The organism is Planktophila warneckei (SeqCode) (assembly GCF_965234675.1).
In the GTDB taxonomy this organism is placed as follows: Bacteria; Actinomycetota; Actinomycetes; order Nanopelagicales; family Nanopelagicaceae; genus Planktophila; species Planktophila warneckei.
The window spans coordinates 492,909-514,603 of the sequence record NZ_OZ248350.1 but is presented as its reverse complement, the minus strand read 5'-3'; the positions used below and the strand labels follow the sequence as shown (position 1 = coordinate 514,603).

22 protein-coding genes are annotated in these 21,695 nt (G+C 46.9%); 9 read left to right on the top strand and 13 right to left on the bottom strand.

The window, feature by feature from the left end; all coding sequences use genetic code 11:
* The first annotated feature begins 10 nt into the window (after positions 1–10).
* Positions 11–1,045, top strand: coding sequence for a threonine aldolase family protein (locus AC8GFU_RS02785; RefSeq protein WP_506626983.1), 1,035 nt, complete (start codon positions 11–13; stop codon positions 1,043–1,045).
* On the opposite strand, the gene AC8GFU_RS02780 is transcribed toward AC8GFU_RS02785, so the two are convergent.
* The 3 genes from AC8GFU_RS02780 to AC8GFU_RS02770 are packed head-to-tail and all read right to left on the bottom strand — an operon-like array spanning position 1,022 to position 3,918.
* Positions 1,022–1,495, bottom strand: a complete 474-nt coding sequence (locus AC8GFU_RS02780; RefSeq protein WP_506626982.1) for a methylated-DNA--[protein]-cysteine S-methyltransferase — start codon at positions 1,493–1,495, stop codon at positions 1,022–1,024. The two genes, AC8GFU_RS02785 and AC8GFU_RS02780, sit on opposite strands and share 24 nt — an antisense overlap.
* 9 nt (positions 1,496–1,504) lie before the next feature.
* A complete protein-coding gene (locus AC8GFU_RS02775; protein ID WP_506626981.1) occupies positions 1,505–2,851 on the bottom strand; it encodes a class II 3-deoxy-7-phosphoheptulonate synthase in 1,347 nt (448 codons plus the stop codon).
* A gap of 41 nt (positions 2,852–2,892) precedes the next feature.
* On the bottom strand, positions 2,893–3,918 hold the full coding sequence (locus AC8GFU_RS02770) for a 6-phosphofructokinase (RefSeq protein ID WP_506626980.1): 1,026 nt from the start codon (positions 3,916–3,918) through the stop codon (positions 2,893–2,895).
* Between the two features lie 94 nt (positions 3,919–4,012).
* Between AC8GFU_RS02770 and xylB the strand changes: the two genes are divergently transcribed.
* Positions 4,013–5,416, top strand: coding sequence for a xylulokinase (xylB, locus tag AC8GFU_RS02765; RefSeq protein ID WP_506626979.1), 1,404 nt, complete (start codon positions 4,013–4,015; stop codon positions 5,414–5,416).
* On the opposite strand, the gene glgC is transcribed toward xylB, so the two are convergent.
* A complete protein-coding gene (glgC, locus tag AC8GFU_RS02760) occupies positions 5,417–6,640 on the bottom strand; it encodes a glucose-1-phosphate adenylyltransferase (RefSeq protein ID WP_506626978.1) in 1,224 nt (407 codons plus the stop codon).
* Between the two features lie 51 nt (positions 6,641–6,691).
* On the opposite strand from glgC, the gene glgA reads away from it, so the two are divergent.
* Together glgA and AC8GFU_RS02750 are read left to right on the top strand one after the other, a co-directional pair.
* A complete protein-coding gene (glgA, locus tag AC8GFU_RS02755) occupies positions 6,692–7,852 on the top strand; it encodes a glycogen synthase (protein ID WP_506626977.1) in 1,161 nt (386 codons plus the stop codon).
* A complete protein-coding gene (locus tag AC8GFU_RS02750; protein ID WP_506626976.1) occupies positions 7,853–8,710 on the top strand; it encodes a DMT family transporter in 858 nt (285 codons plus the stop codon).
* Here the strand turns inward: AC8GFU_RS02750 and era are convergent.
* From era to AC8GFU_RS02710, 8 genes are all read right to left on the bottom strand, one after another.
* A complete protein-coding gene (era, locus tag AC8GFU_RS02745) occupies positions 8,707–9,627 on the bottom strand; it encodes a GTPase Era (RefSeq protein WP_506626975.1) in 921 nt (306 codons plus the stop codon). The genes AC8GFU_RS02750 and era overlap by 4 nt on opposite strands.
* Positions 9,628–9,642: 15 nt before the next feature.
* Positions 9,643–10,500: a DNA-processing protein DprA gene (dprA, locus tag AC8GFU_RS02740; protein WP_506626974.1), complete on the bottom strand. Its 858-nt coding sequence runs from the start codon at positions 10,498–10,500 to the stop codon at positions 9,643–9,645.
* Entirely contained in the window at positions 10,497–12,017 is a 1,521-nt protein-coding gene (locus tag AC8GFU_RS02735; protein WP_506626973.1) for a YifB family Mg chelatase-like AAA ATPase, read from the bottom strand. Before AC8GFU_RS02735 ends, dprA begins: the two co-directional genes overlap by 4 nt.
* Positions 12,014–12,379: a YraN family protein gene (locus tag AC8GFU_RS02730; RefSeq protein WP_506626972.1), complete on the bottom strand. Its 366-nt coding sequence runs from the start codon at positions 12,377–12,379 to the stop codon at positions 12,014–12,016. Before AC8GFU_RS02730 ends, AC8GFU_RS02735 begins: the two co-directional genes overlap by 4 nt.
* Before the next feature lie 48 nt (positions 12,380–12,427).
* Entirely contained in the window at positions 12,428–13,036 is a 609-nt protein-coding gene (locus AC8GFU_RS02725; protein ID WP_506626971.1) for a ribonuclease HII, read from the bottom strand.
* Between the two features lie 4 nt (positions 13,037–13,040).
* Positions 13,041–13,697, bottom strand: a complete 657-nt coding sequence (lepB, locus tag AC8GFU_RS02720; RefSeq protein WP_506626970.1) for a signal peptidase I — start codon at positions 13,695–13,697, stop codon at positions 13,041–13,043.
* Between the two features lie 8 nt (positions 13,698–13,705).
* The gene (gene rplS / locus AC8GFU_RS02715) at positions 13,706–14,242 is read right to left on the bottom strand and encodes a 50S ribosomal protein L19 (protein WP_506626969.1); all 537 of its coding nucleotides are present in this window, start codon (positions 14,240–14,242) and stop codon (positions 13,706–13,708) included.
* A 98-nt stretch (positions 14,243–14,340) separates the two neighbouring features.
* Complete coding sequence (locus AC8GFU_RS02710; RefSeq protein WP_506626968.1) at positions 14,341–15,105, bottom strand: inositol monophosphatase family protein; 765 nt, start codon at positions 15,103–15,105, stop codon at positions 14,341–14,343.
* A 34-nt stretch (positions 15,106–15,139) separates the two neighbouring features.
* Between AC8GFU_RS02710 and AC8GFU_RS02705 the strand changes: the two genes are divergently transcribed.
* A complete protein-coding gene (locus tag AC8GFU_RS02705; RefSeq protein ID WP_506626967.1) occupies positions 15,140–16,381 on the top strand; it encodes an MFS transporter in 1,242 nt (413 codons plus the stop codon).
* Entirely contained in the window at positions 16,374–17,207 is an 834-nt protein-coding gene (gene sepH, locus AC8GFU_RS02700; protein WP_506626966.1) for a septation protein SepH, read from the top strand. The genes AC8GFU_RS02705 and sepH overlap by 8 nt, the downstream gene beginning before the upstream one ends.
* Positions 17,208–17,211: 4 nt before the next feature.
* On the opposite strand, the gene AC8GFU_RS02695 is transcribed toward sepH, so the two are convergent.
* Complete coding sequence (locus AC8GFU_RS02695) at positions 17,212–18,273, bottom strand: alkaline phosphatase family protein (RefSeq protein WP_506626965.1); 1,062 nt, start codon at positions 18,271–18,273, stop codon at positions 17,212–17,214.
* A gap of 77 nt (positions 18,274–18,350) precedes the next feature.
* Between AC8GFU_RS02695 and AC8GFU_RS02690 the strand changes: the two genes are divergently transcribed.
* From AC8GFU_RS02690 to AC8GFU_RS02680, 3 genes are read left to right on the top strand one after another with little or no spacing between them, the layout of a single operon-like run.
* The gene (locus AC8GFU_RS02690; protein ID WP_506626964.1) at positions 18,351–19,250 is read left to right on the top strand and encodes a pseudouridine-5'-phosphate glycosidase; all 900 of its coding nucleotides are present in this window, start codon (positions 18,351–18,353) and stop codon (positions 19,248–19,250) included.
* A complete protein-coding gene (locus tag AC8GFU_RS02685) occupies positions 19,250–20,131 on the top strand; it encodes a carbohydrate kinase family protein (protein ID WP_506626963.1) in 882 nt (293 codons plus the stop codon). The genes AC8GFU_RS02690 and AC8GFU_RS02685 overlap by 1 nt, the downstream gene beginning before the upstream one ends.
* 25 nt (positions 20,132–20,156) lie before the next feature.
* Positions 20,157–21,689 (top strand): DNA gyrase/topoisomerase IV subunit A, encoded by a 1,533-nt coding sequence (locus AC8GFU_RS02680; RefSeq protein WP_506626962.1) that lies wholly within the window; start codon positions 20,157–20,159, stop codon positions 21,687–21,689.
* Positions 21,690–21,695 lie beyond the last annotated feature (6 nt).

Here is a 21,695-nt window from a genome sequence, read left to right as displayed (position 1 = left end):
AAACTAAGCCATGGCTATTGATCTTCGAAGCGACACAGTTACACGTCCATCTGCAGCGATGCGCGAGGCAATTGCTAGCGCACCAGTTGGTGACGATGTGTACAGCGATGACCCAACTGTTAACTCTCTTGAAGAGCGCGTTGCAGCAATGTTTGGCAAAGAAGCTGGAGTCTTTACTCCTACCGGTTCATTAGCAAACCAATTGGCCATCCGAATGTTGGTTGCCCCTGGCGAGGAATTAATCGCTGAAACCAATAGCCACATAGTTCGTGCAGAACTTGGCGCAGCAGCTGTATTTAGCGGAATTACTACCCGCACATTTCCTGCAAAGAATGGCCTTTTAAGAGCTGCTGATGCGCTGGAAATTGCTCGCCCCAATAGCGGCCCATATCTTGTTTCAACAACTGCAATCGCTGTTGAAAATACACATAACTTTGGTGGCGGAACTGTTCAATCAATTTCGGAAATTGCAACACTTCGCAAAGGTGCAGATGAGTTAGGACTTGCACTTCACCTAGATGGTGCACGAATCTGGAACGCTCATGTTGCATCCGGTGTTTCTTTTGCAGAATATGGAAAGCACTTCGACACTATTTCTGTGTGTTTATCCAAGGGATTAGGTGCACCAGTTGGTTCAATCATGCTTTCGACAAAGGAGCGCGTAACAAAGGCGCGTGTTTGGCGCAAGCGTTACGGCGCAGGAATGCGTCAGATTGGTTTATTAGCAGCGGGTGCTCATTACGCATTAGATAACAACATCGATCGTCTAGCTGAAGATCACCGCCGCGCAAAGCAATTAGCTCTTGCAATCGCTGCAGTAGATGCATCGCTTATTGATCCAGCAACAGTTGAAACAAATATTGTTGGTTTAGATCTAGCAGCTCTACCAATAACCGCAGCTGAGCTTGCGCAACGTTGCCGTGATGCAGGATTATGGATTAGCGCGCTCGGCCCAAAGTATGCGCGCTTAGTAACGCACCTAGATTTTGATGATGCTCAATGCGAAGAGGCAATTGAAATCTTAAAGAAAGCCCTCGTGGCTTAGTAGCCACTGCTTCTTATCTACACCGTAGGCGTAATTTCCTAACGCTCCCCCAGTTTTTACAATGCGGTGGCAAGGAACAACAAGCATGATTGCATTGTTTGCACATGCACTTCCGGCTGCCCGAACCGCTGCAGGTGAACCTGCTTTTGCAGCAAGATCTGCGTAAGACCAAGTTTTTCCTGGTGCGACCTTTCGCATCGCCTTCCACGCCGCTTGTGAAAATGCCGCACCTGGTTGACGAACTTGAATTCCGTTAAGCGCCGTTAAATCCCCATCAAAGTAATCGTTAATGAGATCTGAAATAACTGGAATTGATTTAACAACCTTTACATCACGACCTGCTTTAAAGGCAGAAACAGTTGAAAGGTTTGCCCCGATCAGAATCTGATCATCAGCTAATAAATTGAGGGTGCCGACAGGAGTCTTATGAGAAGTTACTAAAAGCGGCACTCGCCAAAATTAGCGATCGCGCAACATTTCAGCAACTAAGAAGGCAAGCTCTAAGGATTGAGCATGATTTAGGCGTGGATCGCACGCTGTTTCATAGCGTGAAGCTAGGTCCTCATGTGAAATCTCTTCGCCGCCACCAACGCACTCGGTGACATCATCGCCGGTAAGTTCAATGTGAACTCCGCCTGGATGAGTTCCTAGCGCTTTGTGAACTTCAAAGAATCCCTTAACTTCATCCATAACATCATCAAAACTACGAGTCTTGTATCCAGTTGGTGCTTCATATGTGTTTCCGTGCATTGGATCGCAGACCCACAAAACCTTTGCGCCAGATTTTGTAACGCCATCAACTAGCGCTGGCAAGATCTCGCGGATGTTCTTAGCACCCATACGTGTAATAAAGGTAATGCGACCTGGTTCGCGGTTTGGATCTAGCTTGTCGATCAAGGCAAGTGCATCTTCAACCGTGGACTTTGGTCCAAGCTTGATACCAATTGGGTTGCGAACCTTTGAAGCAAAATCAACATGTGCGCCATCTAGCTGACGTGTGCGCTCACCAATCCAGATGAAGTGGCCTGAAACATCGTATGCATCACCGGTGCGTGAATCGATACGAGTTAGCGCTTTTTCGTACTCCATGATTAACGCTTCATGGCTTGCGAAGAAATCAACTGACTTGAAACTTTCAGGATCTACTCCTGCAGATTTCATAAATGCTAGTGCGCGGCCAATCTCATTAGCCATTTTTTCGTAACGATCGCCAACCTTTGAATCACGGATGAAACCCTTGTTCCATTCGTGAACTTGGCGAAGATCTGCAAATCCACCTTGTGTAAATGCGCGAACTAAGTTCAGCGTTGCAGCTGATGTGTTGTACACACGTACTAAACGTTGTGGATCTGGAGTACGAGCAGCTTCATTGAATTCAATATCGTTAACAGCGTCGCCACGGTATGCAGGAAGCTTTACATCTCCGCGAGTTTCAAAATCACTTGAACGAGGCTTAGCAAACTGTCCTGCCATACGGCCAACCTTGATAACTGGAAGGCTTGAGTAGTACTGAAGCACAGCTGCCATCTGCAAAATTGTTTTAATACGGTTACGGATTGAATCAGCGGTAGCTGCTGCAAATGTTTCTGCGCAATCTCCACCTTGTAACCAAAATGCTTTTCCTTCTGCTGCGAGCGCAATGCGAGCTTTTAGATCATCGCATTCACCGGCAAAGACAAGTGGTGGCAACGCCTTTAGTTGCGCCACAGCTGCTTTGATCGGTTCACCCTCTGCTCCACCTGGCCATATTGGTTGCTGGGCAGCAACAAGGCCAGGTGTGAACAGGGAGTCTAAGTTTGTGCTCATTGGAGAAGTTTAGAGTGTCAACAAGTAACTGCGAGACGCAATTATCCGAAGAAGATCTCTGACTCCTTGTATAGCTCTAGTGGAACGGTCTTTAGCTTCTCAGTTGCTGATGCCAAAGGCACGCGAGCGATGTTTGTGCCGTGTAGCGCAACCATCTTGCCCCAGTCACCTTCATGAGCGGCTGTGATTGCGTGTAGACCAAAGCGAGTAGCTAGAACACGGTCAAATGCTGTTGGAGTACCACCACGTTGGATGTGACCCAATACAGATGTACGTGCTTCCTTGCCGGTCTTGGCTTCAATCTGACCTGCAAGCCAGTCACCAATACCTGAAAGCTTTACGTGGCCAAATGAATCAAGTGTCTGATCCTTTACAACCATGTCGCCATCTTGAGGAATCGCACCTTCTGCAATAACGATGATTGGTGCGTAATGAGACTTGAAACGAGATTCAACCCATTCGCACACCTTGTCGACAGAGAACTTCTGCTCTGGAATCAAGATACATGCCGCTCCGCCTGCAAGACCTGAATGAAGAGCGATCCAACCTGCGTGACGGCCCATAACCTCAACGATCAATGCACGGTGATGTGATTCCGCTGTTGTGTGTAGGCGGTCAATCGCCTCAACTGCGATGTTTACAGATGTATCAAAACCAAATGTGTAATCAGTGTTGTTCAGATCATTATCGATTGTCTTTGGAACACCGATCACCTTGACGCCAAGAGCATCAAGCTTTGTTGCAACACCTAGAGTGTCTTCGCCACCGATTGCGATCAGCGCATCGATGCCAGCCTTTTCTAGATTTTCCTTAATCTTTTCTACGCCACCATCGATCTTGAATGGGTTTGTACGTGATGAACCGAGAATCGTTCCACCGCGAGGCAAGATGCCGCGGGTTGTCTCGAGGTTCAAAGGCATGGTTAGACCCTCTAGAGGTCCCTTCCATCCATCACGGAATCCAACAAACTCGTGGCCGTACTCTTTAACACCCTTACGAACTACTGCACGAATAACTGCATTAAGACCAGGGCAGTCTCCGCCGCCAGTGAGGACACCAATACGCATGATTAACTCCAACAATTTTATTGTTTGATTAAGTGGCTCAATTTTTTACCGCCACCTGTGGTCAACGCTGACTGGCACAGTCTAGCCTTGCCCCATGGCTAATCGACAACTCATCGCCGGCGTGGATTCTTCAACCCAATCAGTAAAGGTGGTTATTCGTGACGCCAATACGGGTGAACTTGTGCGCCAAGGGCGGGCCTCCCACCCCGATGGCACCGAGGTCGAGCCAAAGCATTGGTTACATGGATTAAATACCGCACTTACTGAAGCTGGCGGAATTGCAGATGTTGAAGCGATTTCTATTGCAGGACAGCAACACGGAATGGTCGCACTAGAAAGCGAAGGCGATGTAATTCGTCCAGCACTTTTGTGGAATGACACTCGCTCTGCAAAAGAGGCCGATGATTTAAACCAGGAAGTTGGCGGCGATGCCGAAATGGCTCGCAAAGTTGGATCCAAGTTAGTTGCATCCTTCACTGCATCAAAGCTTCGCTGGATGGCAGATCATGAACCAGAAAACGCATTAAAGGTCGCATCCGTTGCACTTCCCCACGATTGGTTGTCGTGGCAGATGCAGGGCGGAAAAAACTTTGACACCTTATTTACAGATCGAAGCGATGCATCAGGTACTGGTTACTTTGACCCCAGCACATCGCATTACCGCGAAGACATTATTCGTTTAGCACTTCGCCATGATCAAGAGCTTTCATTGCCACAGATCATTGGACCTGCGCAATTTGGCGGAACAACTCAATCTGGAATTCCTATCGCTGCAGGTGCTGGTGACAATGCAGGTGCTGCACTTGGTCTGCAAGCACAACCAGGAGATGTGATTGTTTCTTTAGGAACTAGCGGAACCGCTTTTGCGGTTTCAGAAACTCCAACCCATGATGCCAGTGGTGCGGTTGCAGGTTTTGCCGATGCAACAGGTCGCTACCTTCCACTTGTCTGCACCTTAAATGCTGCGCGTATCTTGGATGCCGCCTGTCGCATCCTTGGCAAGACTCATGATGAGATTGGCCAGCTTGCACTTGCAGCAAAGCCTGGTGCTAACGGTTTAACACTTCTTCCTTACTTTGAAGGCGAGCGAACACCTAACCGCCCTACAGCAACTGGTGTATTTGCAGGAATGAACTTAAATAACTCAAACCCTGAAGATATTGCACGTGCAATGGTTGAAGGAATGCTTGCTGGATTAGCAGATGCCGTTGATTCACTTGTTGCATTAGGTGTTGGAGTTAATCGAATTCTGCTTATTGGTGGAGCTGCGAAAAACCCAGCTGTTCCAGTTATTGCTAGTGCCTTGTTTGGTCGCGAAGTTTTGGTTCCACCTGCAGGTGAATATGTTGCAGATGGTGCATCAAAACAAGCAGCGTGGGCGCTATTAGGAAATATGCCAACGTGGGATTTGGGTGAAGTGACTCATCACAACAGCGTTGCAACACCAGATGTAATGGCTAAGTACAAAGAGCTAAAGAACAACACCACCAATTGGTGATTAAACGGTAACGCGAACGCCCTTACCGACAATAACAATTCCACCTTCGCTGACGGTGAAACGCTGACGATCACGCTCTAGATCCACGCCAATCTGTGCACCGGGATCTACAACAACGCTCTTGTCCAAAATTGCCTTGCGGATGATCGCCTTTTCGCCGATCTTCACATTTGGCATCAATACTGTTCCTTCAACAATTGCAGCCTTACCGACTGAAACATCGTATGAAACTACCGATCCATGCAGAATTCCGCCGGCAACAATTGAACCTGCTCCCACGATTGAATCATGCGCAGCTCCACCTTCGCTGAACTTGGCAGGTGGCAATGATGGTGGATTTGTAAGCAACGGCCAATCGCGGTTGTACAAGTTAAAGATCGGATGAACAGAGACTAAATCCATGTGTGCGTCGTAGTAAGCATCGATAGAACCTACATCGCGCCAATAACCCTTATCGCGCTCTGTTTCACCAGGAACAATGTTGTTTGCAAAGTCATAAACCATCGCCTGACCTTGTGAAGTTAGGAACGGAATGATGTTTCCACCTAGGTCATGTCGAGATTCAATATCTTCAGAATCAAGAATTAACGCCTCTTCCATTACATCGCGCTTGAAAATGTAATTACCCATTGAAACTAATGAAAGTTCAGGGTGACCTGGCATCGCAGGTGGGTTGGCTGGCTTTTCGTGGAATGCCTTAATCGTGATTCCATCATCTGCTAATTCGATAACACCAAACTCGTGGGCTTCAGCTCGTGGCATGCGAATCGCTGCAACGGTTACTCCCGCACCAGATTCAACATGTTGCTGGAACATCTGCATTGGATCCATTCGGTACACGTGGTCTGCACCAAACACCAAAACATGCTTTGGATCTTCATCATGAATTAAATTGAAGTTTTGCAAAATCGCATCGGCGCTACCGGTGTACCAACGTGGCCCAAGGCGCTGCTGCGCTGGAACAGGGGTGATGTAATTTCCAAGCAATGAAGACATGCGCCATGTTGTTGTGATGTGGCGGTCAAGAGAGTGTGACTTGTACTGAGTCAGTACTGCAATCTTGAGCATATTTGCATTAGCAAGATTTGATAAAACAAAGTCGATCAAACGATATGAGCCACCAAATGGAACGGCGGGCTTTGCACGATCTGCAGTAAGCGGCATAAGACGCTTTCCTTCGCCACCAGCAAGAACAATGCTGAGCGGAAGTTGCAGTTTGGCCATGGCTTAACGATAGCCTTTCACCCTTGTCGAAGGAAGAGGATTGCATCAATTATGACCACGTTAAAGGTTGGAATTGTTACCAAGGAGTGGCCTCCAGCTATTTATGGTGGCGCCGGGGTGCATGTTCTGCAATTAACGCAAGCCCTTCGCACAATTAACAATGTTGAAGTAGATGTCCACTGCTTTGGTGGAAAGCGCGATGATGCTTATGGCTATTCATTACCCGCAGGTTTTGCTGATGCAAACCCAGCTGTTCAGGCGTTGGCCATTGATCTGGAAATGGCAACTCATTTAGGAAATGTTGATGTTGTTCATTCACATACTTGGTATGCAAACATGGCAGGACATGTTGCAGCACTTCAACACGGAATCCCCCACATTGTTAGCGCGCACTCACTTGAACCTTTGCGTCCTTGGAAAGCTGAACAACTAGGTGGCGGTTACAGAATTTCTTCATGGGCAGAAAAAACTGCATATGAAGCAGCAGCTGCAATCATCGCTGTTAGCGATGGAATGCGCGCAGATGTATTGAAGGCATACCCTGCTATTGATCCTGCAAAAGTTGTAACAATTCGCAACGGTGTAGATACAAACAAGTTTGCCCCAAACCATGACACTTCAGTTCCGGAAAGTTTTGGAATTAGTGGACCATATGCAATCTTTGTTGGTCGCATTACCCGTCAAAAGGGTTTAGCCCACCTACTTCGTGCTTGGAAGGATGTTCCTGCTGAATACGGTTTAGTTCTTGCTGCAGGAAGCCCTGATGAAGAAGGAATTGGTAACGAGGTTGCTGCGCTAATTGCTGAATTACAGAAAGAACGTAGCAATGTGTGGTGGATCAAAGATATGTTGCCGCACGACCAACTAACTGCAATGTTGACCGCTGCCGATCTATTTGTGTGTCCATCTATTTACGAACCACTGGGAATTGTGAACCTTGAAGCGATGGGCTGTGAAACAGCTGTGCTTGGTTCACGCGTAGGAGGCATTCCTGAGGTTGTCGCAGATAAAGAAACCGGCGAACTCGTTGATTACAACGGTGAAGCAGCTCCATTTGAAAAGGCGCTCACCGAATCAATTACCCGTTTGATGTCACAACCTGAACTATTGAAAAAGTACGGCGCAGCTGGACGTGTTCGTGCTCAAAAACTTTTTGGTTGGGATGCAGTTGCGGCCCTAACAGTGGATCTTTATCGCCGCGTGATTGCCTAAATGACCCGTAAATCACTGTTTAACTTTGTTTTAGTTGGAATCCTTTGGGGTATCCCATATCTTCTGATGAAGGTAGCTGTTGAGGATTTTCCACCTGCAGCTGTAGTTGCTGGCCGCACATTAATTGGTGCATCAATTTTGATTCCGGTTGCTCTGTATCGAAAGACATTTAAAGGTGCGGTACTGGGATTTAAGTACGTTGCTTTCTACGCACTGATGGAGATGATCGGTCCGTGGATTTTAATTACGACCGCTGAACAAAAGATTGATTCAGGATTAGCTGGACTTTTGGTTTCAACCGTTCCGATCTTTGCCACAATTATTACCTCACTACGTGGTGATCACTCCGTGTGGCAGTTCAAGCGAATCTTTGGAATCGTTGTTGGTTTCATTGGCTTGATCTTGGTTGTTGGAATTGAAAGTCTTTCAGGAAATAGCGATCCGCTTTCTATTGCGATGGTAATTCTTGCTTCTATGGGTTACTCATACGCGGTAATCATGGTGACCTCTAACTTGCCACTAGTTGATGGAATTGCAATCAATGGCTTAGCGATGGCAATTACCTCTGTGTTCTGGGCACCAGTTGCAATTGCTCAATGGCCATCAAGTATTTCCCTAAACTCAACGCTGTCTTTGCTGGCACTTGGAGTATTCAGCACTGCATTCGCATTTATTTTGTTCTTTAAAGTGATGGCTGAAATTGGGCCTGCGCGAGGATCACTAGTTACCTACTTAAACACTGCAATCGCAGTTGTATTAGGTGTCATTATCTTGAGAGAGCCGTTAACTGTGGGAATCGTTGTTGGATTGCCGTTAGTGCTTGTTGGATCTTACTTAGCTAGTCGAAAAACCGCTTAACCCTTCTCGCCAAAACCTAACTTTGCAAGAAGTTTTGGATCCTTCTGCCATTCCTTTGAAACCTTAATGTGCAGACCTAAGAAGATTTTTGCGCCAAGTGCGCGCTCAATATCGCCACGTGCGCGGATACCGATCTCTTTTAAACGCTGACCTTGGTGACCTAACAAAATTGCACGTTGGCTATCGCGTTCAACGTGAATTGTTGCGTGAACATCGTAGAAAGGACGAGATCCCTTTTCTTCGCGCTCACCAAATTCATCAATCGTTACAACGATTGAATGGGGCAGCTCTTCGCGTACATCCTGCAAAGCTGCCTCGCGAATATATTCGCAGATCAACTGATCGATTGCTTGATCACTTGTTGTTCCTGCTGGGTAGTACTCGGGTCCTGCAGGCAGATTCTTGCCAATTAATTCATTGAGTAAATCAACTTGATCATGGATCGCTGCAGATACCGGAATGATTTCATCCCAGACAAATCCTTCGGCAATCTTCATAATTCCAAGTAAACGAACAGCCAGCTTTTCCTTAGCAATTAAATCCGTCTTAGTAATGACTGCAAACTTCTTGGCCTTTGGGTGCTTAGCAATTTCTTGAGCAATGAAGGTATCCCCTGCGCCAGATGATTCATCAGCTGGAATACACATGATCACGATGTCGACTGAATCCATGCTCTGATCTACAACTTGATTAAGGCGCTGACCCAACAATGTCTTTGGCTTATGAACACCTGGTGTATCTACAAGAACCGCCTGAAAGTTATCTCCATGAACAATTCCGCGAATCGCAGAACGTGTGGTGTTTGGGTGGTGTGAAGTAATTGCGATCTTGCTACCAACTAAAGCATTGATCAGAGTTGATTTACCAACGTTTGGGCGGCCAACAATGGCTACAAAGCCCGAACGGAATTCACTCATGGGCTTATTCTCTCACTAATTAACGCCGACAAACTCCACAGCATCTGCTACAGATGTAACGATTTCCGCGGCTCGTTCTCCGATTAATCGATGACACCCTTCACTTTGAGGTGAGTTAATGGGGCCTGGAATCGCCATTACCGGACGCAATAGTTCTGCAGCATCTCGAGCTGTGCGAAGTGAGCCACTTCGAAATGCAGCTTCTACAACTAAGGTTGCTTTAGATAGGGCGGCAATTAATCGATTGCGAGTTAAGAATCTATTGGGAAGCGCCTTATGTCCTGGCATGAACTCAGTAATAATTGCACCGGATTCGCAGATTTCAGCAAATAAGCGAGCATTGCCTGCGGGGTAATTAATATCGATTCCAGATGCAACAACAGCAACTGTTATACCTTCGGCGACCAATGCACCCTTGTGGGCGTATGAATCAATCCCATAAGCACCGCCACTAACAATTCCCCATTCGCGATCTGCAAAACCTGCAGCGAAATCTCCTGCAATACGGGCCCCATAACTTGTTGGGTTACGAGTTCCAACAATGGCAAGTGATGGCATGTGAAGAGCTGCGCTATTTCCGCGCATTATCAAAGCGATAGGTGGTGCTACCAAATCATTGAATTGCGTAGGCCAATCTGAATCTAATGGTGTCAGAAGTCGGGCGTGATGTTCTGCAACTTTTGCAACAACCTGCTCGCCTGAATGAAGCTTTAATTCGGCAATTAACTTTTCATATTTTATGCTGTCGTAGCCATTGTTCATGAGCTTTTCATAAACATGTAGTGCGCCATTGCTATAGATCTCTTGAGACCAAAAGGTATGTCCGCCTTCAATTGCGCTAAATAACGCAGCACGTGCAAGTAGTTCGTTCATGCCTCAACCTTTCCGCGCATGGTGTGCGCCGCATTTACATCCTCCATCGTCGGGATTAGATGCCCATTTAGATCGGCAAAGCTCCAACTGGTGCGAATAATCTTGTGCAATCCACGCGCAGTTATATGTTCGCGATCTAGTTCATCGTGCAGGAAATTCATAGCTGCGCGCTCTGGTTGAAACTCAGCGCGCAATGCACGTGCAGGAATCTGCGAGTTCAAACTCCACCCCATTCCTTCAAAGCGTTTAGCAGCAATACTTCGGGCCTTAATTACTCTTTCGCGAATTACCGCACTTGATTCGCCTAATTGAGTCTTTGCCATATCGACTCGACCTACTGGTTCAACCTGTACACGTAAGTCGATGCGGTCCATTAAAGGACCAGATAGTTTTCCTAGATATCTGCGCACCTGTTGTGAAGTACAGGTGCAGTTGCGGCCACGACCGGTGAACTTGCCGCAAGGACATGGATTAGCAGCAAGCACCAAGAGAAACTGCGCCGGAAAGGTCAAGTTGCCGATACTTCGGGCAATCGTGATCGTGCCTGATTCCAAAGGTTGGCGTAGCGAATCTAAAACACCAGGGCCACACTCTGGTGCTTCATCGACAAACAAAACTCCGTAATGTGCCAGCGAGCATGCGCCTGGCTTTATTGAATGCGATCCCCCGCCGACCATCGCTACCCGCGTTGTTGTGTGGTGCGGAGAAACAATTGGCGCAAGCAAAGACAATGGTGATCGTTGCGTCAAAGTTCCTGCAATCGAATGGACCGCAGTAACTTCTAGCGCTTGTGCAATTGAAAGTGCAGGCATGATTGTTGGAATACGTTCAGCGATCATTGTCTTGCCAGCACCTGGCGGGCCAATCAGCAAAATGTGATGGCCACCAACCGCTGCAATCTCGGCTGCTAAGCGCGCAGCAGGTTGACCTGCGACATCTGCAAAATCTAAACGCTCATCACTTGGCTGCCACTGTAAATCGATCTGCTGCTCAACTTCCCGTTCTCCGGTACGTAACCAGCGAAGCACCTGTTTCAAATGGTGCATCGGAACAATTTCCATACCTTGCATCAACTGCGCTTCTTCAACATTTGCCGCAGGTACAACAGCTGTCGTGACCCCTGCTTTGAATGCAGCCATCAACGCTGGTAAAACTCCTCGAACTGAACGAATCTTTCCATCAAGTGAGAGTTCGCCCAGAAATACAACTTCAGATATTCGCTCTGTTGGAACTGTTTCATGGGCAGATAACAGCGCAATACAAATCGCTAAATCAAAGCTAGAACCACTCTTTGGTAACCAAGCCGGTGACAGTGAAACAGTTACCTTGCGATTGGGCCACACCTCGCCGCAGTTAACAATTGCACTTCGTACTCGATCGCGAGATTCCGATAATGCTGCATCAGGCAAGCCCAACAATGAATATCCTGGCAATCCATCTGCGATATCTACTTCAACTGTTACAACATGGCCATCAAGACCCAGCAAAGCAACTGATTGTGTAAGAGCCAGCGTCATAGCAAGTTAGCTCGGTATTCAATAGATGAACCACCATCTGCTGCCAGCAATACGGCAGCAACATCTATTTGATATTCACAGCCCAAGCAGCCATGGGTTGCTAGCCAGGCAAGTGCCAACCGTTGCATTCTGCGGGCTTTATCGCGATCAATAGCTTCAAAGGGATGGCCGAATGCAACAGAACTTCTGGTTTTAACTTCGATAAAAGAAAACTTACCCGATGGATTGAGCGCGACAATATCTATCTCGCCTTCGCGGATACGCCAATTTCTTTCAATGACTTCAATATCTTTGCGATGCAGAAAATCTACGACTAATTGTTCGCCAATAGCGCCAGTACTTTGATTGCTTTTTGTTTTCATGGTTGGGGACGATAAATACCCCCACCGATACCGCGTTACACCAGCGTTTTACTTGTGGATTAACGCAGCAACATTGGCAAAAGATGTGCGGTGCTGGGCACATGGACCATATTCATTCAGCGCCTTTGTGTGAGCTGCGGTGATGTACCCCTTATGCCCAGCAAATCCATACTGCGGAAACTCGGTATCCATGTCGCGCATGATGCGATCTCGAGTCACCTTTGCGATAACTGAAGCCGCGCTAATGGAAACAACAACTTGGTCGCCTTTCCACACTGCAAGGTTGGGAACACCTAAACCTTCAATTGCATAACCATCAGTTAAAACATAGGCGGGTTCAACACTTAATCCCTGAACTGCACGACGCATTCCATCTAGGTTTGCTGCATGAACACCACGTGCATCAACTTCAGCTGCCGGAACAATCACGACACTTACAGATGCAGCTATTGATTGAATTAATTCAAAGACAGCATCACGCTTACTTTCAGGAATTTCCTTTGAATCTCGCACTACGGCAAGCTCTGGTGCAAAGGGATCATGCAGAACAACAGATGCAATTACTAATGGACCGGCACATGCACCACGACCTGCTTCATCAACACCTGCAATCGGTGCAATTCCAGCGTTGGTAAGAAGTTGTTCAATAACCTTCATGAGGTTACTTTTTTAATACATCAACTTTTGGGATGTAAGTAATATCTTTAAAGGGCCAGATAACTGCGACTACACGCCCAGTAACCTTTGAAATCGGCACAAAACCCTTGTTGATGTCCTCTTGGTGATAACGAGAATCCGCACTTGCACCGCGGTGATCTCCCATAACCCAAATCTTTCCAGCGGGCACAGTTACATCAAAGGTCATCTCAGATGGCTTGTTTCCAGCATAGATATAAGGCTCAACAACTTCGACATCATTAATTTTCAGATTGCCATCTTTTGTACAACACACGATGTGATCGCCAGCTACGCCAATTACACGCTTAACTAAGTACTGCTTTGCAGGGTTTGGTAGAACTCCAACTGCAACTAATGCGCTCTTAGCCTTTGCCACATACTTGTTTGTTCCGTAATCAACAATTTCAGGAAGCCAATTGTTGGGATCGCGGAATACAACAACATCACCACGATTAATGGTTTTTGAAATAAATGGAATCTTGTTAACCGCTACGCGATCCTTAATCTGCAATGTGTTTTCCATAGATCCTGAAGGGATGTAGAAAAACTGCACCAGGAAAGTTTTGATTAACAATGAAACAACAAGTGCTACAACAACTAGAACTGGGAGCTCCTTGAGGAGCGATCCCTTATTGCGCATTGAAGAGATTATTCAGCTTTTGGAGCGTCAGTTGCTTCTTCAGCAACCGCTTCAACTGCTGGCGCTTCAACAACTGCTTCAGCAACAGGTGCTTCAACAACCGCTTCAACTACTGGCGCCTCTACAACTGCTTCTACGACAGGCTCAGGAATAACAACTGGTTCTGGAGTAGAAAGAATTCCATCGCCGTAACCTTCAACGCCATCGCGCTTTTCGCGAATCTTTGCAGCCTTACCGCGGAGATCGCGTAGGTAGTACAGCTTGGCGCGACGTACTTCGCCCTTCTTTACTAGCTCGATCTTTTCAATAACTGGAGTGTGAACTGGGAATGTACGCTCAACACCAACGCCGTAAGAAACCTTGCGGATTGTGAAAGTTTCGCGAACTCCATCACCTTGGCGACGGATAACGATTCCCTGGAAAACCTGAAGACGGCTCTTGTTACCTTCGATAACGCGAACATGGATCTTGAGCTCATCACCAGCGCGGAACTGTGGGATGTCTTTGCGCAGCGAAGCTGCATCTACGGCGTCAAGAATGTTCATATTCGGATCCTTTTGTCATTTCTATTAAGCACGCGCTTTGGCGGTGCAGACTGCGTATCCTGCCATAAAAGAGGCCTTGAGCGTAAATCGAGGCTGGGCTACTGCGGGATCTGAGCGTTCAGCGCCTCGTATAAGTGGGGTCCAGCTGCGACGGTCAGATTGAGCCCATGCCAAGGACGAGTGGTCACCGTTGCCCCAGCCTCGCGGGCGATCAGTTCGGCTGCGGCTAGATCCCACTCAAATAATCCAGTTTCGAAGTAGCCATCGACCAGACCTGTGGCCACATGGCAGATATCTGCTGCGGCAGATCCAATGCGTCGTAGATCGCGGATCTGAGGCAATAAGACATTCACAATCTTTAACTGCTCAATGCGGTTCTTAACATCGTAGGCAAAACCAGAAGACAGAAGTGCGCGGTTGAGTTCAACTGGGTTGTTGCACGCAATCTTCACATCATTCAGGAATGCTCCCCCACCTTTTGTTGCATGCCAGGTGGAATTAACTGTTGGTGAATGAACTACACCAACTAAAGTTCCGTTTTCATCCTTTGCCGCAATGCTGACAGCCCAACCAGGTAATCCGTAAAAGTAATTAACTGTTCCATCAACAGGATCAATCACCCAGGTAACACCACTTTTGCTTTCACGTGATGCACCTTCTTCACCGATGATTCCATCATCAGGACGTGCAGCCAAAATACTTTCAACAATTAACTTTTCAGATGCCATATCCATCTGTGTTGCAATATCAATCGCGGTTGATTTAACAGTTAAGTCCCACGAAGCCGGACGATCCACTAATAAATCCCCAGCTTTCTTTGCAATAGATAAAGCTAAATCAAGTAATTGCAGGTTATCAGTCATGGATGCAGTCTAACTTCTCGATAGACTCTTGCCTATGTTCTCGGCCTATCTGACCTTATTTCGCACGCCAGGTGCGCTGAGATTTTCAATTCCGGGCGTTATTGCCCGCATGCCGATTTCGATGGATTCACTTGCACTTATTTTCATTGTTGTAGCCGTTAGTGATTCATATGCAATAGCAGGTGCTTTAAGTGCTGTTGCATCTGTGACGATGGCGCTAGCTACACCGCATTGGTCGCGAGTTGCAGACCGCATTGGTCAAAGTGCAATGCTGGTGCGGGTTATTCCAATCAAAGTCATCGCCTTTATTGCTTTCACATTTTTAGTCTTACAAGAAACTCCAACCTGGTCCTGGTTTGTTTCCATCATTATTGCTGAAGCATTTTCTGTTAATACTGGTGGATTGGTGCGACGACGTTGGTTGCATATTCTTAGTCCAGATAAGTCAACAACTGCTGAAGATGAAAAAGATCGCCACATCGTTAATACTGCGTATTCATTTGAAGCGTTGATGGATGAGGTCGTCTTTATCCTTGGACCAATCATCGTGACAGCGTGCGCGACCTCAATTGCACCTGCTGCCGGAGTAATTTCAGGAATCATCTTTGTGGCAATCGGCTTTCCATTATTTATTACAGCAAAGGCAACAGAACCACCGGCCTCACCTAAGCGCCACGTGGATCCACATCCCGCGGTAATCAGGAACAAGCGTGTTCAGGCAGTAGTGCTTGCAACAACATTGCTCGGTGGATTCTTTGGCTCAATTGCAATCGTTACAGTTGCATTTGCCGAATCACGTGGGCATGAATCACAATCTGGAGTTCTGCTTGCGATTTGGGCATTGGGCAGCGCAGTAGCTGCAATTGCAAACGGTGTTATTAAATGGAAACTGCCAAGTGCCGCGCGATTCCTCATTTTCTTATTTGCGCTAACAGTTCTATCTATCCCGATGCTTTTTGCACATTCAATTACCTGGTTAGCTGTTGCGCTATTTTTCAATGGCTTTGCAATCGCACCATTAGTTATTAACGCCTATGGTGTTGCAGAGGGTGCTGTTCCGGCTGAACAAATCACTGAAACACTTACCTGGGTCGTGGCTGGAATGCCAATGGGCGGTGCAATATCTAGCGCGCTATCTGGGCAGATCATCGACCGCTTTGGTGCCGACATTGCATTTTGGGTTCCGCTGGGATTCATGATGGCGGCATGTGCAGCCACGCTGCCGTACTTCAGCACTTATAAGGCCCTCATCGGCTACCCTCGTGCTCGTGACTGAGCTACGACTAAATGGAAAGACCGAAGATGGTCTGTACCTTTCATTACATGACAATGACGGCAATGAATTTACTGTCCGTGTAAGCGACACATTGCGTTCAACTGTAAATCAGCAACGATTGATGGCGGTTCCAGCAACAGATGAACCGACAGTTTCAATCAAAGAGATTCAGCGACTATTGCGTGCAGGACAAACCGCAGAACAAATCGCTCGCGACAACAATGTTTCTATCGACAAAGTTGAACGCTTCGCAGGTCCAATTCTTTCTGAACGTATCTACATCATCGATCAGGCGCAACAGATTGCAGTTCGCAAAGAAGGCGGACGCGATGCAGTTACCTTGCTTGGTGTTGTGATTTCACGTCTTGCACCACGCAATATTGATTCATCTGAATTGTCATGGGACACCTGGCGCTTAGAAGATGGAACCTGGACAATCGAATTGCATTATCCAAATAACACTGGTGTTGGTATTGCACAGTGGAGTTTCGATGCAACGCTTCGCACAGTTACATCAATGGATGAAAATGCTCGTTGGATGATGGGTGATGAACCAGCTCCACGTCAGCTTCCAACTCCAGGGTTAGTCTCAACTGAGGCTTCTCACCCCTCTGAGCGCCGCGTCATTGATGTGTACAGCGAGTTCCGCAAGGAAGTTGCCGAAGATGAGCTTGAAGAAATCGTCGAAGAGATTCGCGAAGTTCCGCGCTTAGCAGTTATCCGCGAAGAGCCAGATGATGAGGCTTCACGCGATGGAATTACTGCGCGAGCAAAGGTTCCAAGCTGGGATGAAATCATGTTCGGTATTAAGCCAGAGGATAAGTAACTCTTTAACTTAACGTTGTAGTTAGTAATCCAACCTGCGATTCAATATCGCTATCACCACCATGATGCCCAACCATTCCACCTTCTTTATCTGCACGTTCGGCATCTAGAAGTACCAATCCCCCACGTGCAATAGCGATAATTTCGCCCATTCGATCAACCGCATCAGCACTGACATCGGCACCAAATAAGTTGCTAGAAATAGCTTGTTCGCGGGTTAACACCAATGCTTTTTCCTGCAAGTACTGTTGCCATAATGAAGCAGCATCTGAACGTGCAGAGGGTGAATCATTTGTTAAATAGATATGTCGAGCACGTGGTTCACCGGCAACAACACTGACACCTTCAAGCAGTGGATTGTCCTGACCGATAATTACCTTTTCTTCAACATTCACCATTCCGTGATCTGATGTAATCCAGATTCGAGTCCCCTTTGGAACCTCTTTCATTAACTGTGAAACCATTTGATCAATCATTGAAAGCGCAGCAATCCACTTATCGCTACCGACGCCATCTGAATGTCCTGCTGAATCCAAATCATTGACATACAAATACACAAAAGAAGGTGTTGCTTGTAGCGCCACTTTTGTTTCGCTCACTAAATCTGCAACAACATTTGCGCCTTTGTAATTAGCACCACGAAATACTGCGCGAGTAAATCCTGAATTTTCATAACGCTTTGCAGCAATATGTGTCACATTTATTCCGGCAGCTGTTGCACGTTGAAATAAAGTTTCTACCGGTTGCCAATTTTCTGGATCAACTCGTTCATCCCACTTCAAGGCATTGAGCAAACGTCCACCACTGCGTGGAACCTGCACTGTGTAACCCAACATTCCATGTGCACCAGGCATTGCACCGGTTGTTAACGTTGCAAGGGATGTTGCAGTCGTTGATGGAAACGCAGTCTGAATTAAGCCATGATTAAACATGCGAGACATCGTTGGCATGACTTCTGCGTATTGAGAAAATGTGTTGATACCAAAACCATCAATCAGGAAAAGCAGTTCGCGCCCCATTGGCGATTGGCCCATCGCCAAGTGATCAACCGCACTGTCTAAGCCCAACGAAGAAAAGATCGATGGGGTTATCTGGGACAAATGCACGTGCTTATTCTCCCACGGCGGTGCACTAGAGTTTGCGTATGGAAAAAGCGATCAAGTTATCTGCTGAAGTTGAAGCTGCGCTAAAGGCCGGAAAGCCGATTGTTGCCCTTGAATCAACGATTATTAGCCACGGTCTTCCGCGTCCATCGAATCTAGAAGTCGCCCTGGAATGTGAACGCATAGTTCGCGATGCAGGCGCAGTCCCAGCAACTATCGCTTTGCTAGATGGAAAGATTTTGGTCGGCCTAGAGCGCGCAGAGCTTGAAGCTATCGCTAACCGTGATGACATTTCAAAAGCTTCGATTCGCGATTTAGCGATCATCGTTGCGCAAGGAAAGAGCGCTGCAACAACAGTTGCGGCAACAGCGCACATCGCAGCACTTGCTGGAATTCACATCTTCGCAACTGGTGGCCTTGGTGGAGTTCACCGTGGCGCTAATGAATCCTTTGATGAGTCTGCAGATCTAACCGCGCTAGCAAATGTTGACATGACCATGATCTGCGCTGGCGTGAAATCAATCTTAGATGTTCCTGCAACATTAGAGCGTTTAGAAACTTTGGCGATCACCTTAGTTGGCTACAAGACAAACGCATTCCCTGGTTTCTACCTAACTGATTCTGGTTACACCTTAGAACACCGAGTTGATTCACCCGCTGAAATTGCAGAGATCATCAAAGCCCGCAAATCTGTTGGTACTTTGACTAAGGCACTTGTTGTTGCCAATCCAGTAGAAAAAGAGATGGACAAGGCTCGTCATGACGAGATCTTGGCTTCAGGTTTGGCGAAGGCTGAAAAAGAAGGAATCGCAGGTAAAGCTGTAACTCCATTCTTACTTGAGCACTTCCACACAACTTCTAAGGGCGAATCATTGGCAATCAACACTGAAATTATTAAATCAAACTGCTTGTTAGCTGCACAGATCGCGGTAGCTTTGTAATGAAAAAGATTCTTTGTATCGGTGATTTAGCACTTGATGTTATTTCTCAGTTAAAAGAGCCAATTAATTACGGCAATGACACTGCAAGCAAGATTTCAAGTCACCCTGGTGGTCAAGCAGCAAATGTTGCAACGTGGATTACCCGCACTAATTCGAAGGCTCATCTAGTCGCACGTACAGGTAATGACCCTGTTGGTTTTGCCTTGATTTCAGACCTTGATAAGTACGGCGTAGAACACCTTAATTTGATGCACAGCGGACGCCCAACTGGAGTCGTTGTTATTTTGGTTGATGCAAATGGTGAGCGAACAATGTTTCCAGACAATGGAGCTAACGCTGATCTAGAGGTCAGCGATCTTCCATCACTGGATGATGTCGATGGTGTTTATCTTTCAGGATATGCGTTACTAGATTTCCGCAGTCGTGATGCAGTTCTTGCAATGATCAAGAAGATCAAAGCATCGGGCAAGCCAATTTTCTTTGACCCAACTACAACAGGTGCCCTCAAGGTAGTTTCTTTAGAAGAGGCTCTTTCATGGGTTTCAATGATGGATGGAATTCTTTTGAACAGCGAAGAGGCTTTGTACCTTGGCAACTCAAAGGATTTAATTGAGGCTGAAGAGAATTTGAAGAAGTACACACCGCTTGTAGTAATCAAACTCGGTTCCAAGGGTGCAATGGCGGTCAACGGAAATGATTCTGCAAAGGTGCCAGCTGTCACAACTAATGTTGTCGACACGACTGGTGCCGGAGATTCATTTGCGGCGGGCTTTATTCCAAAGTGGCTTGAAACAAATGATTTAACTCAGGCCCTATCGGCTGGTGCATCGCTGGCAGCAAAGTGTGTTTCATCAGTTGGGGCGCGCCCTCCCCTAAATTAAGGCTGACTCTTGGCAGAATGCCCCAATGGCAACTGCGAAGACTCCCGCGAAATCTGCGGCAAAGGGTAAGAAACCTGCTGGACCAAAGCCCGGCGAATACCCTGGAAAGATCGTTGATATCGATGTTTCAAAAGAGGTTTCAGAATCTTTTCTTGAATACGCGTACTCAGTAATTTACTCACGCGCACTTCCTGATGCACGCGATGGTTTAAAGCCGGTTCACCGTCGCATTCTTCATCAGATGGCAGATATGGGTCTTCGTCCAGAGCGCGGCCATGTAAAGAGCGCACGTGTTGTTGGTGAAGTGATGGGTAAATTGCACCCACACGGTGATGGTGCAATTTATGACGCACTTGTTCGTATGGCACAAAGTTTCTCAATGGGATTGCCATTAATTGATGGCCACGGAAACTTCGGTTCATTAGATGCAGGTCCTGCAGCGATGCGTTACACCGAAGCTCGTTTGGCACCAGCTGCAATGTCGATGGTCGCAGAAGCTGATGAAGACACTGTTGATTTTGGTCCTAACTACGACGGACAGCTTTCAGAGCCTGTTGTTCTTCCTGCTGCATATCCAAACCTGCTTGTAAATGGTGGTTCAGGTATCGCAGTTGGTATGGCGACAAATATGGCTCCACACAACTTGGGCGAAGTTATCGCTGCAACTAAGTTTCTGATTGAAAACCCAACTGCAACTGTTAAGCAGTTAATGAAGTTTGTTCCAGGGCCAGATTTCCCAACAGGCGGAGAAATCGTTGGACTCGATGGTGTTCGCGAGGCGTACTCAACAGGTAAGGGATCCTTCAAGGTTCGTGCAACTGTTGAGATTGAAAAGGTGACATCTCGCAAGATGGGTATCGTCATCAAGGAGCTTCCCTACACAATCGGACCTGAAAAGGTTGTTGAACGTATTGCAGCACTTGTTAAGGCAAAGAAGATTCAGGGAATCAGCGACATCGTTGATCTATCCGATGGCCAGACAGGCACAAATGTTGTTATTGAAATCAAGAATGGCTTCGAACCAGAAGAGGTTCTAGAAAAGCTATATGCGTTAACTCCAATGGAGGATGCCTTTGCTATCAACGCTGTTGCATTGGTCAAGGGCAAGCCGCAAACACTTGGTCTTAAAGAACTACTGCGCGTATTTATCGATCACCGTATCGAGGTTGTTCGTCGTCGTTCAGAGTTCCGCAAGGCAAAGGCTGAAGCTCGTCTTGGTCTTGTAGATGGCTTACTGAAGGCAATTATCGATATCGATAAGGTCATCAAAATTATTCGTGGCAGTGATGATGCATCTCAAGCCAAGGAAAAGTTGATCAAAGACTTCAAGTTAAATGATGAGCAGGCAACATATATCTTGGACATGCCACTTCGTCGTCTAACAAAGATGAGCAAGATTGAACTTGAAACAGAGCAAAAGGAACTTAAGGCAACAATCGCTGAGCTAACAAAGTTACTCAAGAGCGAAGATGCGATTAAGGCTCAAGTTGCAGATGAATTAACCGCTGTTGGTAAGTCATTTGCTACTCCTCGTCGTACGCGAATTGGTGCTGCTTAAACCCAG

Bases quoted from the DNA above. Each gene is read 5' to 3' on its own strand.
- lepB (WP_506626970.1), bottom strand. From the start codon at position 13,697: ATGCGCAATAAGGGATCGCTCCTCAAGGAGCTCCCAGTTCTAGTTGTT.
- dprA (WP_506626974.1), bottom strand. From the start codon at position 10,500: ATGAACGAACTACTTGCACGTGCTGCGTTATTTAGCGCAATTGAAGGC.
- AC8GFU_RS02685 (WP_506626963.1), top strand. From the start codon at position 19,250: ATGAAAAAGATTCTTTGTATCGGTGATTTAGCACTTGATGTTATTTCT.
- AC8GFU_RS02785 (WP_506626983.1), top strand. From the start codon at position 11: ATGGCTATTGATCTTCGAAGCGACACAGTTACACGTCCATCTGCAGCG.
- AC8GFU_RS02750 (WP_506626976.1), top strand. From the start codon at position 7,853: ATGACCCGTAAATCACTGTTTAACTTTGTTTTAGTTGGAATCCTTTGG.
- rplS (WP_506626969.1), bottom strand. From the start codon at position 14,242: ATGAACATTCTTGACGCCGTAGATGCAGCTTCGCTGCGCAAAGACATC.
- AC8GFU_RS02690 (WP_506626964.1), top strand. From the start codon at position 18,351: ATGGAAAAAGCGATCAAGTTATCTGCTGAAGTTGAAGCTGCGCTAAAG.
- era (WP_506626975.1), bottom strand. From the start codon at position 9,627: ATGAGTGAATTCCGTTCGGGCTTTGTAGCCATTGTTGGCCGCCCAAAC.
- AC8GFU_RS02710 (WP_506626968.1), bottom strand. From the start codon at position 15,105: ATGACTGATAACCTGCAATTACTTGATTTAGCTTTATCTATTGCAAAG.
- AC8GFU_RS02725 (WP_506626971.1), bottom strand. From the start codon at position 13,036: ATGAAGGTTATTGAACAACTTCTTACCAACGCTGGAATTGCACCGATT.
- glgC (WP_506626978.1), bottom strand. From the start codon at position 6,640: ATGGCCAAACTGCAACTTCCGCTCAGCATTGTTCTTGCTGGTGGCGAA.
- glgA (WP_506626977.1), top strand. From the start codon at position 6,692: ATGACCACGTTAAAGGTTGGAATTGTTACCAAGGAGTGGCCTCCAGCT.
- AC8GFU_RS02730 (WP_506626972.1), bottom strand. From the start codon at position 12,379: ATGAAAACAAAAAGCAATCAAAGTACTGGCGCTATTGGCGAACAATTA.
- AC8GFU_RS02735 (WP_506626973.1), bottom strand. From the start codon at position 12,017: ATGACGCTGGCTCTTACACAATCAGTTGCTTTGCTGGGTCTTGATGGC.
- AC8GFU_RS02775 (WP_506626981.1), bottom strand. From the start codon at position 2,851: ATGAGCACAAACTTAGACTCCCTGTTCACACCTGGCCTTGTTGCTGCC.
- AC8GFU_RS02680 (WP_506626962.1), top strand. From the start codon at position 20,157: ATGGCAACTGCGAAGACTCCCGCGAAATCTGCGGCAAAGGGTAAGAAA.
- AC8GFU_RS02705 (WP_506626967.1), top strand. From the start codon at position 15,140: ATGTTCTCGGCCTATCTGACCTTATTTCGCACGCCAGGTGCGCTGAGA.
- AC8GFU_RS02770 (WP_506626980.1), bottom strand. From the start codon at position 3,918: ATGCGTATTGGTGTCCTCACTGGCGGCGGAGACTGCCCTGGTCTTAAT.
- xylB (WP_506626979.1), top strand. From the start codon at position 4,013: ATGGCTAATCGACAACTCATCGCCGGCGTGGATTCTTCAACCCAATCA.